General features: G+C 72.6%; 10 protein-coding genes and 1 pseudogene. 5 read left to right on the top strand and 6 right to left on the bottom strand.

All coding sequences use genetic code 11. The features are described 5' to 3' along the window. Positions 1 to 28 precede the first annotated feature (28 nt). The 3 genes from ACIQUT_RS17535 to ACIQUT_RS17525 form a co-directional block, all read right to left on the bottom strand. Positions 29 to 3,073 (bottom strand): tetratricopeptide repeat protein, encoded by a 3,045-nt coding sequence (locus ACIQUT_RS17535; protein ID WP_403563790.1) that lies wholly within the window; start codon positions 3,071 to 3,073, stop codon positions 29 to 31. Beyond that, positions 3,070 to 4,953, bottom strand: coding sequence for an HSP90 family protein (locus tag ACIQUT_RS17530; protein WP_403563789.1), 1,884 nt, complete (start codon positions 4,951 to 4,953; stop codon positions 3,070 to 3,072). Before ACIQUT_RS17530 ends, ACIQUT_RS17535 begins: the two co-directional genes overlap by 4 nt. Before the next feature lie 123 nt (positions 4,954 to 5,076). Then, complete coding sequence (locus ACIQUT_RS17525; protein WP_403563788.1) at positions 5,077 to 5,616, bottom strand: RNA 2'-phosphotransferase; 540 nt, start codon at positions 5,614 to 5,616, stop codon at positions 5,077 to 5,079. Positions 5,617 to 5,688: 72 nt separating this feature from the next. Here ACIQUT_RS17525 and ACIQUT_RS17520 point away from each other — a divergent pair. Further along, positions 5,689 to 6,221, top strand: a pseudogene (locus ACIQUT_RS17520) (hypothetical protein); the annotation flags it as partial. Positions 6,222 to 6,311: 90 nt separating this feature from the next. Here ACIQUT_RS17520 and ACIQUT_RS17515 read toward each other — a convergent pair. The 3 genes from ACIQUT_RS17515 to ACIQUT_RS17505 all read right to left on the bottom strand — a co-directional run bounded on the left by ACIQUT_RS17515 (position 6,312) and on the right by ACIQUT_RS17505 (position 10,078). Then, positions 6,312 to 7,250, bottom strand: a complete 939-nt coding sequence (locus ACIQUT_RS17515; protein ID WP_403563787.1) for a MerR family transcriptional regulator — start codon at positions 7,248 to 7,250, stop codon at positions 6,312 to 6,314. A 108-nt stretch (positions 7,251 to 7,358) separates the two neighbouring features. After that, positions 7,359 to 9,140: an SDR family oxidoreductase gene (locus tag ACIQUT_RS17510; protein WP_403563973.1), complete on the bottom strand. Its 1,782-nt coding sequence runs from the start codon at positions 9,138 to 9,140 to the stop codon at positions 7,359 to 7,361. A gap of 68 nt (positions 9,141 to 9,208) precedes the next feature. Continuing rightward, positions 9,209 to 10,078, bottom strand: coding sequence for a M24 family metallopeptidase (locus ACIQUT_RS17505; protein WP_403563786.1), 870 nt, complete (start codon positions 10,076 to 10,078; stop codon positions 9,209 to 9,211). Between the two features lie 212 nt (positions 10,079 to 10,290). Here ACIQUT_RS17505 and ACIQUT_RS17500 point away from each other — a divergent pair, with 212 nt between their 5' ends. Genes ACIQUT_RS17500 through ACIQUT_RS17485 form a run of 4 tightly spaced genes read left to right on the top strand, consistent with a single transcriptional unit; the run spans position 10,291 to position 13,781 of the window. Next, positions 10,291 to 11,262: an ABC transporter ATP-binding protein gene (locus tag ACIQUT_RS17500; RefSeq protein WP_403563785.1), complete on the top strand. Its 972-nt coding sequence runs from the start codon at positions 10,291 to 10,293 to the stop codon at positions 11,260 to 11,262. Further along, a complete protein-coding gene (locus ACIQUT_RS17495) occupies positions 11,252 to 12,139 on the top strand; it encodes an ABC transporter permease subunit (RefSeq protein ID WP_403563784.1) in 888 nt (295 codons plus the stop codon). The genes ACIQUT_RS17500 and ACIQUT_RS17495 overlap by 11 nt, the downstream gene beginning before the upstream one ends. Further along, the gene (locus ACIQUT_RS17490; RefSeq protein ID WP_403563783.1) at positions 12,136 to 13,047 is read left to right on the top strand and encodes an ABC transporter ATP-binding protein; all 912 of its coding nucleotides are present in this window, start codon (positions 12,136 to 12,138) and stop codon (positions 13,045 to 13,047) included. The genes ACIQUT_RS17495 and ACIQUT_RS17490 overlap by 4 nt, the downstream gene beginning before the upstream one ends. A gap of 14 nt (positions 13,048 to 13,061) precedes the next feature. Further along, the gene (locus tag ACIQUT_RS17485; RefSeq protein ID WP_403563782.1) at positions 13,062 to 13,781 is read left to right on the top strand and encodes an ABC transporter permease; all 720 of its coding nucleotides are present in this window, start codon (positions 13,062 to 13,064) and stop codon (positions 13,779 to 13,781) included. Positions 13,782 to 13,942: the final 161 nt, after the last annotated feature.

The raw sequence follows: 13,942 nt of genomic DNA, 5'->3' as shown, positions 1-13,942 counted from the left end.
CGTGGGGGTACCGGCCGGGTGTCTCGGCTCAGGAGGCCGACAGCCGTTCGAGCGTGTACTCGGCACGCTCCAGCAGGCCGTCCGCCGTGCCTTCGGGGAGCTCGCGCAGCTCGTCCACCAGGGCCGACATCCGGGCGATCCCCTTCTCGTCGCGCCCCAGCTCCTGTTCGGTCCAGGCGGCGTACTGCACGCACTGCAGCCGGTCTTCCAGATGGTCCGGGCCCAGCTCCGCATAGACGGCGGCGGCCTGCTCGCACAGGCCGATCTCCTCCAGCCGCAGAGCCCAGGTCTCCGATGCGTCCAGCCTCTCGGCGGGCCGCGCGTCCTCGTCCTCCCCGTACTCGTCGTCGACGTGCTCGGCGGCGGTCACCTGCCGGTCGAGTACCTGCGCCAACTGGTGCCAGGTCTGGGCGAGCTCGGCCCGCAGCCGGGGGTCCTCCGGGTCGGAGGACAACGCGGCCTCCAGCACCCCGGCCGCCTCGTCCATGAGGAACCGGGCCCGCGCCACGCTCGCACCGAAGGCGCCCTCGCGCAGGGCCAGCCAGGCCAGGGAACGCAGGATCCGCACCTCCGCGACCGGCGCGCCGCCGTTCATCCGGTGCAGCTCCACGGCCCGCTCGTACGCGGCGGCCGCCTCCTCGGGCAGCTGCGCCGCGGCGAGCTGGTCCGCGGCCGAGTGGGCCAGGTCCGCCTGCGGCCGGGGATCGTCCCAGTCCTTGGCCACCTCCGCCGCCAGCAGGAACTGCTCCGCCGCGGCCCGCGGCTCGTTCAGCCGCCGCAGCAGGTCGCCGAGGAACTCCCGGGCGGACACGGCCTGGGAATCGCCGTGCTCCAGCAGGTCGGGCAGTGCCGACTGCAGCACCTCCGCGGCATCGGGGACGCGACCGTCCCGGGCGTACGCCGTGGCCAGCGCGAACCGTGCCTGCGCCCCGCCGAGGGCCGCCAGTCCGGCCTGGTCGAACCAGTGCGCCGCCGTCAGCGCGTGCTCGGCCGCCTCGGCCGCGGCGTCGGCCCTCCGCAGCAGGGCGTCCGCCAGGGTGAGCCGTGCGGCCGCCTGCGTCTCGGCGTCGGTGATCTCCACGGTGAACTCCACCGCGGAGCGGGCCGCTTCCTCAGCCTCTTCGGGCAGTCCGAGCGACATCAGCAGCCCGGCCCGCAGCACCAGCGGGTCCACGGCCTGCCACGGCCGGCCCGCCTCGGCCACGCGCCGCGCGGCGGAGCCCAGCAGGACCACGGCCCGCTCGGGGTCGCCCTGGGAGAGGGCGACCCGGGCCAGCAGCTCCTCGGCGTCGGCGGCCAGATCGGGCAGCGTCTGCGCGTGGGCTTCGGCGAAGGCGGCCAGCTCCCGCTGCCCGCGGTCGTGCTCCGGGTCGTGGCCGTGCGCATGATCGTGCCCATGGCCGTGCGCGTGCCCATCCGCGTGCTCGTGGCCGGTCTCGCGCGAGCGCAGGTACGGCTCGATCCGGAGCGAGGCCAGTTCCGCCGAGGCGATCCGGCGGGCCCGCAGCGGCTCGCCCGGGTCCAGCGCCTCGGCAGCCCACGCAGCCGCGGCCAGCAGCTCGCGGACCCGGTCGGGCTCGGCTCCGCACTGGCCCGCCACGCTGGCCAGCCGCAGCTCTGCCAGCGCGGCCCGCTCGTCCTGTCCGAGGGCCCGGTAGCGGTCGCGGACCGCCTCCAGCAGCTCGGCCGCCTCCGGGGCCCCGGCACGTGCGGCGGCCAGCGCCCGGCTGTCCGCCACGTCGGCGGCGACCAGCGGATCCACGCCCTCCTCCGGGAGGGCGTCCATCCGTACGGCCACCTCCGCCCAGAGTCCGTCGGCGGCCGGGCGCCCCTGGTCACGCGCCTGCCGGGCCCGCTCCACCAGATCGGTGAAGGCGGCCTCCGGGGTGGCCGCGGCCGCCGCCGTCGGCACCGCGGCCACGGGCCCCACCGCTGCTGCAGTGCCCTCGGTCTGCGGCAGCTGTGCGCTGCGGACGCCGAGCGGCAGTACACCGACCAGCGGCTGCGCCCCGATCCGGGCGAGGAACCGGTCCGAGGTCCGGGTCGTGCCGTTGCGGGAGTCGAAGCGGCGGGCGATGGCGAGCGAACCCGCGTACATCAGCTCGTACAGCTCGGAGACCGTGCGCGGGACGCCCTCGTAGGAGGCGGCCGGGCTGTCGCCGTGTCCGAGTTCCTTCAGCCGGCGCAGCAGGACGAGGATGCCGCCGTGGAACGCCAGCTGGTCGTCGACGTTGGCGAGCGGGCCCAGGTGGGCGGCGTGCTCGGCGAGGATCTCCAGACCGCGCGACTCGTTGCCGCTCAGCGCGCAGAACTCGATGTGCCGGGCGACCGCCGGCAGCAGGCTCTCGTTGCCGCGGGCCATGCGGTAGCCGCGCAGGTGGTGGGCGCGGGCCTCGTCGAGGCGGCCGAGGCGCAGCAGCGGCAGCAGCGAGCCGGACAGCACCCGGTGCGGCTCCTCGGCGCAGGTCCGGTCGCCCGCCAGCACCGGCTTCCAGTGCTCCAGGGCTTGTGCGTCGTCCCCCCGCCAGGCGGTGTAGTTGCCCTGGCTGTTGAGCTCGCAGGCACGGCAGTCGCTCATGCTGTCGCGGTCCGCCGCCAGCCAGGCCCGGTGCGCCCGGTCGGCCCGCTCGTCGTCCCCGGTGCTGTGGGCGAGCCACATCTCGGCCTTGCGCACCGGCCGCTCGCCGTAGCCGGCGATCCGGTAGCGGCGCTCCATCTCCGCAATCCAGCCCCAGGCCGACTCCAGCGGGATCTCCGGCGAGTCGGAGATGGCCGACGCCACCCACTTGAACTTCCAGAACAGGGAACGGGTGTCCGACGTGGTGAAGGAGCCGGGGTCCTTGTCGTACTCCTGGAGCAGCCGGGCGAAGGGCACCAGCATCTTGGAGGACTCGGAGCTCCAGAGGTAGGCGCGGATCAGGTTGTCCAGCGTGTCGCGGAACAGGGCCGCGTCGCCGAGGGCCTCCGCCGCACCGACCAGCGCCTCGGCATGGGCGTTGCGGGCGGTCCCGTTCGGGGCGTTGTGGTTCTCCGCCAGCCCCCGCTGGATCTCCGCGTGCGTCATCATCGTCACTGCTGCCCCTCCTGGGCGTCGGCGGAGTGGGTCGCCCATTCCAGGAGCCCGAGGAAGGCCCGGTTGAGCAGGGTGGAGTCGGCCGGCCGCAGCGGCCGCTGGGACATCAGCAGGGCCTGCCCGTACAGCGACTCGACGGCGGTGCCGGCCAGCGCCTCGTCGGACAGGGCCGCGATCCGGCGGATGAGCGGGTTGTGGTGGTTGAGGACCAGGCGGGCGCGGGGCGCGGAGCCGCGCAGGGCGCCGAGGATGCCCGTCCACAGGGAGTCGGCGCTGTCCAGCGCGGCGGTTCGGTCGCGCTCCTGGCGGGCCTGCCGGTCGTCGAGGTAGAGCGCAGGGACGGAGACGGGCTGGAAGGCGCGCAGCACCACGTCGCAGCCCTGCGGCTCCAGGCGGGTGCGGGCGGTGGACAGGAACGACGCGAGGGCCAGTTCGGCGGAGGTCGGGACGGGGTCGAGGCGCTCGGTGACGGCTCCGGCGTCCAGCTCGGTGACCTTCAGGTCCGGCCGTACGGTCGGCAGCAGGGCGAGCAGGTCGGCGTCGTAGGTGTAGCCGGCGTTGATGATGCCGAGGCCGTGGGCCGCCGCGATCGGGGCGATCTGGCGGAACTCCTCGACGGTGCGGGTGAAGTGGATCTCGGTGTGGGCGGTCGCGAACTCCTGCAGGCTCATCGAGCCGTCGCTGGTCTCGAACGGCAGCCAGGGAAGCATCAGGCCGAGCAGTTCGGCGTCGTGCCGGGCCAGGGACTTCACGCCGAGGTGGTGGACGTTCAGGAACGCGGCCAGCCGCTCCGGTTCGCTGGCGGCGAGCTCGGCCAGCCAGGCGCGGATGCGGGCGCCGAGGGCCTCCCGTACGGCGGACAGGGTCTCGTCGTCGTAGAGGTTCTCGCGGGAGGCGGTGGGCCGCAGCGTGTCGGTGTCGAGGACGGCGCGGACGAAGAACGCCCAGTCCGGCAGCAGGTTGTCGGCCCGTTCGGTGAGCAGCATGCCCTTGAGGTGGACCCGGTGTCCGGCCCGGTGGGCGGGGCTGGTCGGCTCGGGCAGGACGTAGGCGACGCCGCGGACCCCGGCGACGGGCAGGTCGAGGTCGATGGTGTCGAGCGGGGTGAAGCCGAAGAGCTGCGCGCAGTGCCCGGCGAGCGCGACGCGGCGGGCGGTGGGCGTGGGGAACGCGCGGTCCCAGACGGCCGGCCGGTCGGTGACGGGACGCGGCTCGCCGCCTTCGCCGTCGTCGAAGGTGATGTCGTACGGGAGGAGGGAGCCGTAGTCGCGGGCCAGCTGCTCGACCTTGGCGGGGACCAGCCACTCCTGGGCTCCCGGACGGGCCTGGAGGACGACGGTGGTGCCGGGCTCCGGGCGGGCGTCGTCGGGCAGTTCGCGGACGGTGTACGAGCCGTCGTCGGTCGCCAGCCATTCGACCGGCGCGGCCTGCGGGTCGCGCGCGGAGCGGGTGACGACGCGGATCTGGCGGGCGACGACGAAGCAGGCGAGCAGGCCGATGCCGAACTGGCCGAGGAATTCCCGGCGGGTGGTCTCCAGGCCGTGCTCGCCGCCGCGCTTGGAGCTGCGGCCGATGGTGGCGAGGAGCGAGTGGGCTTCGGCGGCGGTCAGGCCGATGCCGCTGTCCTCGATGGTGACCCGGTCCGCGGACGCCGACAGGCGGATGCGGATCTCCGCCTCCGGGTCGAGCGCGTGGCGGGCGGTGACCGCGTCCACCGCGTTCTGCAGGAGTTCGCGGACGTAGACGCGCGGGCTGGAGTAGAGGTGGTGGGAGAGCAGGTCGACCAGACCGCGCAGGTCAACCTGGAAGTTGGCGGCCGACGGCTCGTCGGTGCGGGCCTCGGGCCCGGATGCGGATGCGGATGCGGATGCGGACGTCATGGGGTGTCACCTCGCGTGCGTACGGGGAAGGTTCGGCGATCGCGAGGTGCCCCCCTCACGGATCTTGGAGTGAAGAACAGGTTAGGGGCACTAGCTGACAATCTCTTGGGAAATTCGGGGCGGTCACGGCAGGCGCAGGAACTGCGGAGGGACGGCGTCCACCAGCCACACCCCGTTGGCGCTGACCCGGAAGACATGCCCGGCGGCGTGCATCGCGCCCGCGTCCACGCTGAGCACGATCGGCCGGCCGCGCCGCGCGCCGACGCGGGTCGCGGTCTCGCGGTCGGGGGACAGGTGGACGTGGTGGCGGGCCATGGGCCGCAGGCCCTCGGCGCGGATCGAGTCCAGCGCGGCGCCGACCGTGCCGTGGTAGAGGTACGCGGGCGGCTCCGCCTCCGGGAGATCGAGGTCGACGGGGACGGTGTGGCCCTGGTTGGCGCGGATACGGGTGCCGTCGACGGCGAAGCGCTGCTTGTCGTTGGCGGCGACGACGTGGTCGAGCTCGGCACGGGTGATGGGGAAACCGTGGGCCGCTGCCGCGCGGAGGAGGGCGTCGATCTCCACCCAGCCGTTCGGGTCGAGTACGAGTCCGATGCGTTCCGGCTGGTGCCGCAGGTGTTTCGAGACGTATTTGGACACCTTCACGGTGCGTCTGTCGTCCATGAGCCCAGCTTGCCGGTCCGGCCGCGGCTGCCGCAGCGATTTTCCGCCATGCCGCCCGGCCGCGAACACCCACTCGCATCGGCCGTCGGCCTCGGTCTGATCATCACCCTGTTCGGCCCGCTGTCCGGGGCCCACCTCAACCCCGTGGTCACCCTCACCTCCTGGTGGGCCGCACCCCCGGTGTCTTCTCCACCCGGGTCCGCGGCGGCCACCTCCTCATCGGGGAGATCGTCGCCACCGCCGGGCTCGTCCTCGTCATCCAGGGCCTGGAGCGCATCGGGCGCGCGAAGCTCATCCCGGCCGCGGTGGCGGCGTACATCGGGTGCGCGATCTGGTTCACCTCCTCGGGCTCCTTCGCGAACCCGGCCGGCACGGTCGGGCGCGCCTTCAGCGACTCCTTCGCGTGTATCGCCCCGCAGTCGCTGCCGGGCTTCGTCGCGGCGCAGCTGGCCGGCGGGGCCGCGGGCCTGGCCCTCGCCGGTTTCCTCTACGGCAGTACGGGGCGCGGCGCGGCCCGCCGCGCGGGCCGGGATGCAGGCCGGGAGGCCGAGGACGGCATGTCGGAAGCCCCCGCCGCCAGACCTGCGTACGAGGCCGTCAGTTGAGTCGTCCACAGGGTTGTCCACAGGAATACCCGACTTGTCCACAGCCGGTTGGGTGGGTTTTGGCGGTAAACGAGTGATCCGCCCTGTGGACTACCGGCCGCTGTCGGCAGGGCCCCGGTGGGCGCCCCGCTGTGCCAGGTCGTTCATCGTGCGGGCCTGCAGCTCCCGTTCCGTCGCCGCCCGGACGAACTCCCCCACGTGCTCGGCGCCGACCAGCTCCTGCACCGCCCGCACCGTCCCGGCCGGCAGGGCCACCGCCGCCGGCCCCGATGCCTGGGGTACGCCGTCCGCGCCCAGGTGCCGCTGCAGGTGCCGGGTCGCGAACAGCCGCATGGCCCGGGCCAGCTCGGCATCCACCGTCTGCTGCGCCAGCGGGCGCAGCCGGCGGACCAGCGCCGCCGCTTCCGCTGCGTCCGCATCCGTCGGCGGCACCTGCCCCAGGTAGCGCGCGAAGACGTGCTCGGTGGTGAACTCCAGGAACCGGGAGGCTATGTGCTCCACCTGCCCGCGCAGCTCCCGCAGGTGCCCGGTGATCGCGGGCAGCGGCACCCCGGCCGCGTACAGCTCGGCTGCCACCGCCAGCTCCTGCGGCGACGGGACGAGGAACTCCTCCGGACGGCCCGGGATGCGCTCCAGCACACCCAGCTCACAGGCCTCGTTCACGGCGGCGTCGTCGGACGTGCCGCCGAAGCGCTCGTCCAGCTCGGCCCGGCTGACCCGGGCCGCCTCCTCGTCGGTCCACGGTCCGTTCACCTCGGCGACGAGCCCCAGGACGCCGCCGAGACCCCGCCCCGCGTCCCAGGCCTCCAGCAGCTCCTTGATGGAGGCCAGGGTGTAGCCGCGGTCCAGGAGGTCGGCGATCTGGCGCAGCCGTGCCAGATGCGTGTCGCGGTAGACGTTCGAACGGCCGCGCCGCTCCGGCTTCGGCAGCAGGCCACGGTCCTGGTACGCCCGGATCGTGCGCACCGTGGCCCCGCTGTGGTGCGCCAGATCCTCGATCCGGTACTCGGCTGCTGCCTGATCGGACAATCCCGGCTCCCTACGACATGGCGGCCCGGCCCCGCCTGGGCAGCGAGCCCTCCTGCGAGGGATGGTACGACCGCCGGAATGAGGGGTACACGGCCGCGCGGCCCCCGTTCACAGCCGGGGTTCCATCCGGGCCAGCCGCCGCAGGGCGCGCGGCGCGAAGCGGGACATCCACAGGGCGCCCCTGGACTCCGGTGTCACCGGGACCACCGCCTCGTTGCGCACGACCGCCCGCAGGATCGCGTCGGCGACCTTCTCCGGCGGGAAGTTGCGCAGTCCGTACAGCCGTGAGGCGCGCTCTTGGCGGCGCTTCTCCTCGGCCGCGTCCACCCCGGCGAACCGGGACGTGGCGGTGATGCCGGTGTTCACGATGCCCGGGCAGATCGCCGAGACGCCGATCGACTGCGAGGCGAGTTCGGCGCGCAGGCACTCCGAGAGCATCAGCACCGCCGCTTTCGACGTGCTGTACGCGGGCAGGGTCCGGGACGGCAGGTAGGCGGCGGCCGACGCGGTGTTGACGATGTGTCCGCCCTGGCCGCGCTCGGCCATCTGCTTGCCGAAGATCCGGCAGCCGTGGATGACGCCCCACAGGTTGACGTCGAGGACCTTCTTCCAGTCCTCCGCCGTGGTCTGGAGGAACGGGCCCGACAGCCCTATCCCGGCGTTGTTGACCAGGACGTCCACCACGCCGTACTCGGCAGCGGTCTTCGCCGCGAGCTTCTCCATCGCCTGCTCGTCGCTGACGTCCACGCATTCGCCCCAGGCCTCGGAGGCCCCGATGAGCCGCGCCATGTCGGCCGTGCGCGCCGCGCCCTCCGGGTCCCGGTCCACGCACACCACCCTGGCCCCGGCCTCGGCGAACGCGAAGGCGGTGGCCCGACCGATGCCGCTGGCAGCGCCGGTGACCAGGACCAGGCGGCCCCCGAACCAGTCGGCGTACTTCCCCGGGGCCTTGTCCTCCGGGGCCCGTGCGGCGGGCTCCTCGCGGGCGGTGACGAACTCGGTGATCCACGCGGCCAGCTGGTCGGGGCGGGTCCGGGGCACCCAGTGCTTGGCCGACAGGGTGCGCCGCACCAGGTCGGGGGCCCACCGCTCCAGATCGTCGTAGAGCTTCTCGGAGAGGAAGGCGTCGCCGGTCGGCGTGATCAGTTGAACCGGCGCGTGGGCGTACGCGTCGTCGCGGGGGCGGCTCAGCCGGGACCGCACGTTGTCGCGGTAGAGCCAGGCCCCGTGCGCCGCGTCCGAGGGCAGCGAGGGCGTCGGGTACGAGCCGGCCGGCACCTTCTCGACGCGCTGCAGGATGCCGGGCCACCGCTTGCCGAGCGGCCCGCGCCAGGCGAGCTCCGGCAGGACGGGGGTGTGCAGCATGTAGACGTACCAGGACTTGACTCCCTGGCCCAGCAGTTGGGCGGCCCGGCGCGGGGTGGGCCGGCTCATCCGCTTCTTGATCCAGTGCCCGAAGTGGTCGAGGGAGGGGCCCGACACGGAGGTGAAGGAGGCGATCCGGCCCTCGGTACGGGCGACGGTCGCGAACTCCCAGCCCTGTACGGAGCCCCAGTCGTGGCCGACTAGGTGCACCGGGCGTTCCGGGCTGACCGCGTCCGCCACCGCCAGGAAGTCGTCGGTCAGCTTCTCCAGCGTGAACCCGCCGCGCAGCGGCACGGGCGCGGTGGAGCGCCCGTGGCCGCGTACGTCGTAGAGCACCACATGGAAGCGGGCCGCGAGCCGCTCGGCGACCTCCGCCCAGACCTCCTTGCTGTCGGGGTACCCGTGCACCAGCACCACGGTCGGCCGGGCCGTGTCCCCGAGCTCGACCACGCACAGGTCGATCCCGCCGGTGCTCACCCGACGCTCGCGCGCTCCCGCCAGCCCCGTCCCGCGCGCCCCGTCCATCCCGTCCACGCCGTCCACCCCGTTCACCCCGTTCACACCCGTCACCCCGCCCTTGCGCTCCACGCCGCTCATGCTGCTCCCTCCTCGGCCCAGCGCCGCACGTGCGGCAGATCGTCGTCCAGCCAGAACGCGCTCTCCTCGGGATCCCGGGAGTCCGTGACGACCAGGATCTCCTCGAACTTCGCGCCGGTGCCCCGGAACCCCAGGTGCGGCTCCACCGCCCACATCCCCGGCTGCGGGGAGTGGTCGGAGAAGCGGTACGGGCTCCACAGCGGGGACCAGCCCTCCCGGTGTCCGTGCAGCGCATCGGAGGCCAGCCCCTTGAGGGACTGCACCCCGAACCCGAACGCGGTCGGGGACCAGCGCCGCTCCCGCACCCGGTCGATCTTGTGAGCGATCACGCCGAAGGGGTAGGCGCGGTGCCGGTTCGCGTACCCCTGCCGGACCATCAGCCGGTCGACGTTCTCGTATATCTCGCGCAGCGAGCGGCGCTCGCGGACCTGTTCGAGGATCAGCTCCCGGTGGGCGCGCAGGTCGGACATCAGCCGGTCCTGCACCGGGTTCAGCCCGAGGCTGCCCGAGTACCCGATGTCGGCCGCGTACCCCCGGTGGACCGGTGCCATGTCGAGGATGAACGGCATCCCCGGCTCCAGCTTCCGGTTGGTCGGGAAGAACTGCAGGGGGATCCTGAAGTCCGCGAAGGCGGTGCGGTCCCCGAACCAGGCGAACGGCAGGTGGAACCAGTCCCGCACACCGCGCTCGCGCAGCCACTCCCGCTGCATCCGCGCGGCCTCGCGCTCGGTCACGCCCGGCCGCAGCTGTGCCGCCACGGCCTCGGCGCACTCGTACGCGAGGCGCTGCACCTCTCTGAAACCGCGGAGGTCGGCGGCGAGCCGACCGGTGAGCCGTGTGGTGCGCTGCCTCGTGTCCCCACCCATAGCCGTCCGTCCGTAGAGCCGTACCGCCCGTAACTTGACACTGATGAATGTGACAATGGCCGGAGGTCGCGTCAAGGGCCGTGCGTGGACCTGTGGACAAAGTTGTCCGGTGCACATCAGCCGTGCGTCAGGGTTCGTAGTCCTGAAGGCTGATACCGGATCGCGCTCCAAGTCTGACGACCGGCGGTGGACGCGCCACTACCGTCGAAGCCGTGACTGTCATCGCGGCCGAAGGCCTGACCAAGCGGTACCCCCGAGTGACCGCCATCGACCGGCTCTCCCTGGACATCGGCCCGGGAGTGACCGGCCTGGTGGGCGCCAACGGGGCCGGCAAGTCCACGCTGATCAAGATTCTGCTGGGCCTGTCCCCCGCCACCGAGGGGCGCGCTTCCGTGCTCGGCCTCGACGTCGCGACGCACGGCAGCGCCATCCGGGAGTGGGTCGGCTACATGCCCGAGCACGACTGCCTGCCGCCCGACGTCTCGGCCACCGAGTTCGTCGTGCACATGGCGCGCATGTCCGGGCTCCCGCCGACCGCCGCCCGCGAGCGGACCGCCGACACCCTGCGTCACGTCGGGCTGTACGAGGAGCGCTACCGCCCCATCGGCGGCTACTCCACCGGCATGAAGCAGCGCGTCAAGCTCGCCCAGGCGCTCGTCCACGACCCCCAGCTGGTCCTCCTCGACGAGCCCACCAACGGCCTCGACCCGGTCGGCCGCGACGAGATGCTCGGCCTGATCCGCCGCGTGTACACCGACTTCGGCATCTCGGTGCTGGTCACCTCCCACCTCCTCGGCGAGCTGGAGCGGACCTGCGACCACGTCGTGGTCGTCGACGGAGGCAAGCTGCTGCGCTCCAGCTCCACCAGCGACTTCATGCAGAGCACCGCAACGGTCGCCGTCGAGGTCACCGACTCGGACGCGCACCCGGACGGCACCGCCGCCCTGCGCGCCGCGCTCACCGCGGCGGGCGTCGTCCTGCACCCGGGCGAGGAGCAGGGCCTGCCCGGCGCGGGCCACATCCTGCTCGTCGAGGCCACCGGCGAGAGCACCTACGACACCATCGTCGACACCGTCGCCGGCCTCGGCCTCGGCCTGGTCCGCATGGAACAGCGACGCCACCACATCGCGGAGGTCTTCCGCGACAACGACCAGCGGAAGGGACCCGGTACCGATGGCGCCTGAGACCTCCACCCGGATCCACAACATCGGCTACCGGTCCTACGAAGGCGCCCGGCTCGGCCGCTCCTACGCGCGCACCTCGCTGTACTCGCAGTCCCTGCGTGGCGCGTACGGACTCGGCCGCTCGGCCAAGTCCAAGGTCCTCCCGATGATCCTCTTCGCGGTGATGTGCATCCCCGCGCTGATCATCGTCGCCATCGCCATCGCGGTGCCCGGGTCGACCGACCTGCCGATCAAGTACACGACGTACGCCCTGACCACCCAGATGGTCATCGGCCTCTACCTTGCCTCGCAGGCACCGCAATCGGTCTCCCGAGACCTGCGGTTCAAGACCGTGCCGCTGTACTTCTCGCGGCCGATCGAGCGGGTCGACTACGTCCTCGCCAAGTACGCGGCGATGGCCTCGGCCCTGTTCGTCCTCACCGCCACACCGCTGCTGATCATGTGGATCGGCTCGCTGCTGGCCAAATTCGACTTCGCGGACCAGACCAAGGGGTTCGCGCAGGGGCTGGTCTCCGTGCTGCTGCTCTCGGTTCTGTTCGCCGGCCTCGGCCTGGTCGTGGCCGCGCTCACCCCCCGCCGCGGGTTCGGCGTCGCCGGCATCATCGCCCTGCTGCTGATCCCCTACGGCGCGGTCACCGCGGTGCAGGGCGTCGCCTACAGCGCCGGGGAGACCGCCCCGATCGAGTGGATGGGCCTGTTCTCCCCGATCACCCTGATCGACGGCATGCAGACGGCGTTCCTCGGCGCCACCTCCGCCTTCCCCGGCGGCGAGGGCCCCTCGGCCGGGGTCGGCTTCGTCTACCTGCTCGTCATCCTCGCCCTCATCGTCGGCTCGTACGCCGCCCTGATGGCGCGCTACCGGAAGGCCGGGCTGTGACCACCATCGACATCGACCACACCTCCCGCTGGTTCGGGAACGTCGTCGCCGTCAACGACGTGACGATGTGCATCGGCCCCGGGGTCACCGGACTGCTCGGGCCCAACGGCGCCGGCAAGTCCACGCTCATCAACATGATGGGCGGCTTCCTGGCCCCCTCCACGGGCACCGTCACCCTCGACGGCGCCGCCATCTGGGGCAACGAGCAGGCCTACCGGCAGATCGGCGTCGTGCCCGAGCGCGAGGCCATGTACGACTTCCTCACCGGCCGGGAGTTCGTCGTCGCCAACGCCGAACTCCACGGCCTCGACGACGCCGCCGCGCAGCGCGCCCTGGCCACCGTCGAGATGGAGTACGCCCAGGACCGCAAGATCGCCACCTACTCCAAGGGCATGCGCCAGCGCGTGAAGATGGCCTCCGCACTGGTCCACGACCCGTCGGTGCTCCTCCTCGACGAGCCGTTCAACGGCATGGACCCGCGCCAGCGCATGCAGCTCATGGACCTGCTGCGGCGCATGGGCGAGGAGGGGCGCACCGTCCTGTTCTCCTCCCACATCCTGGAGGAGGTCGAGCAGCTCGCCTCCCACATCGAGGTGGTCGTCGCCGGCCGGCACGCCGCCTCCGGCGACTTCCGCAAGATCCGCCGCCTGATGACGGACCGCCCGCACCGCTACCTGGTCCGCTCCTCCGACGACCGGGCCCTCGCCGCCGCCCTGATCGCCGATCCGTCCACGGCCGGGATCGAGGTCGACGTCAAGGAGGGTGCCCTGCGCATCCAGGCGGTCGACTTCGGGCGCTTCACCGAGCTGCTGCCGCAGGTCGCCCGTGCCCACGGCATCCGGCTGTTCACGGTCTCGCCCTCCGACGAGTCCCTCGAGTCGGTTTTCTCCTACCTCGTCGCGGCCTGAAGGAGCTGGCACCCATGTACAACCCCACCGTGGCCCGGCTCACCTACCGCGCCCTGCTCGGCCGCCGCCGCGCGCTGATCCTCTTCGCGCTGCCGGCCATGCTGATCGTCATCTCCGCAGCCGTCCGCGTCTTCACAGGCCTGGACGACAAGATCGCCGCCGACCTGCTGGGCGGCTTCGCGCTCGCGACGATGGTTCCGCTGATCGGTGTCATCGCCGGCACCGGCGCCATCGGGCCGGAGATCGACGACGGCTCGATCGTCTACCTGCTCTCCAAGCCGGTGAAGCGGCCGACGATCATCATGACCAAGCTGATCGTCGCGATCGCCGTCACGATGGCCTTCTCCGCCCTCCCGACCCTGATCGCCGGCTTCATCCTCAACAACAACGGCCAGCAGATCGCCGTCGCCTACACCGTCGCCACGCTGGTCGCCTCCATCGCCTACAGCGCCCTGTTCCTGCTGCTGGGCACGGTCAGCCGGCACGCGGTGGTCTTCGGCCTCGTCTACGCCCTGATCTGGGAGTCCCTCTTCGGCAGCCTGGTCTCCGGCGCCAAGACCCTCAGCGTCCAGCAGTGGGCCCTGGCATTGGCCGAGAAGGTCGCCGGCGAGGGCTACGTCGACGCCACCGTCGCCCTGCCCACCGCGGTCACCCTCCTGACGGTGGTCACCGTCGGCGCCACCCTGTACGCAGGGCAGAAGCTGCGCCGCCTCACCCTCGCAGGCGAGGAGTAGGACGACCCCGGCTTCAGCCGCACGAGCCCGGAACGATCCCGGAACCCCTGTGCCCCGCCCGGCCCACCCGGCCAGGCGGGGCACAGCCGTGCTCCCGTGGAGCACCGGCTCAGAACCCGAAACCAGCGCCCCTGCCGTCCTCCTGACCATGTTTCACGTGA

The organism is Streptomyces sp. NPDC090445 (genome assembly GCF_044769385.1).
In the GTDB taxonomy this organism is placed as follows: Bacteria; Actinomycetota; Actinomycetes; order Streptomycetales; family Streptomycetaceae; genus Streptomyces.
This window is presented reverse-complemented; position numbering and strand designations above follow the sequence as displayed.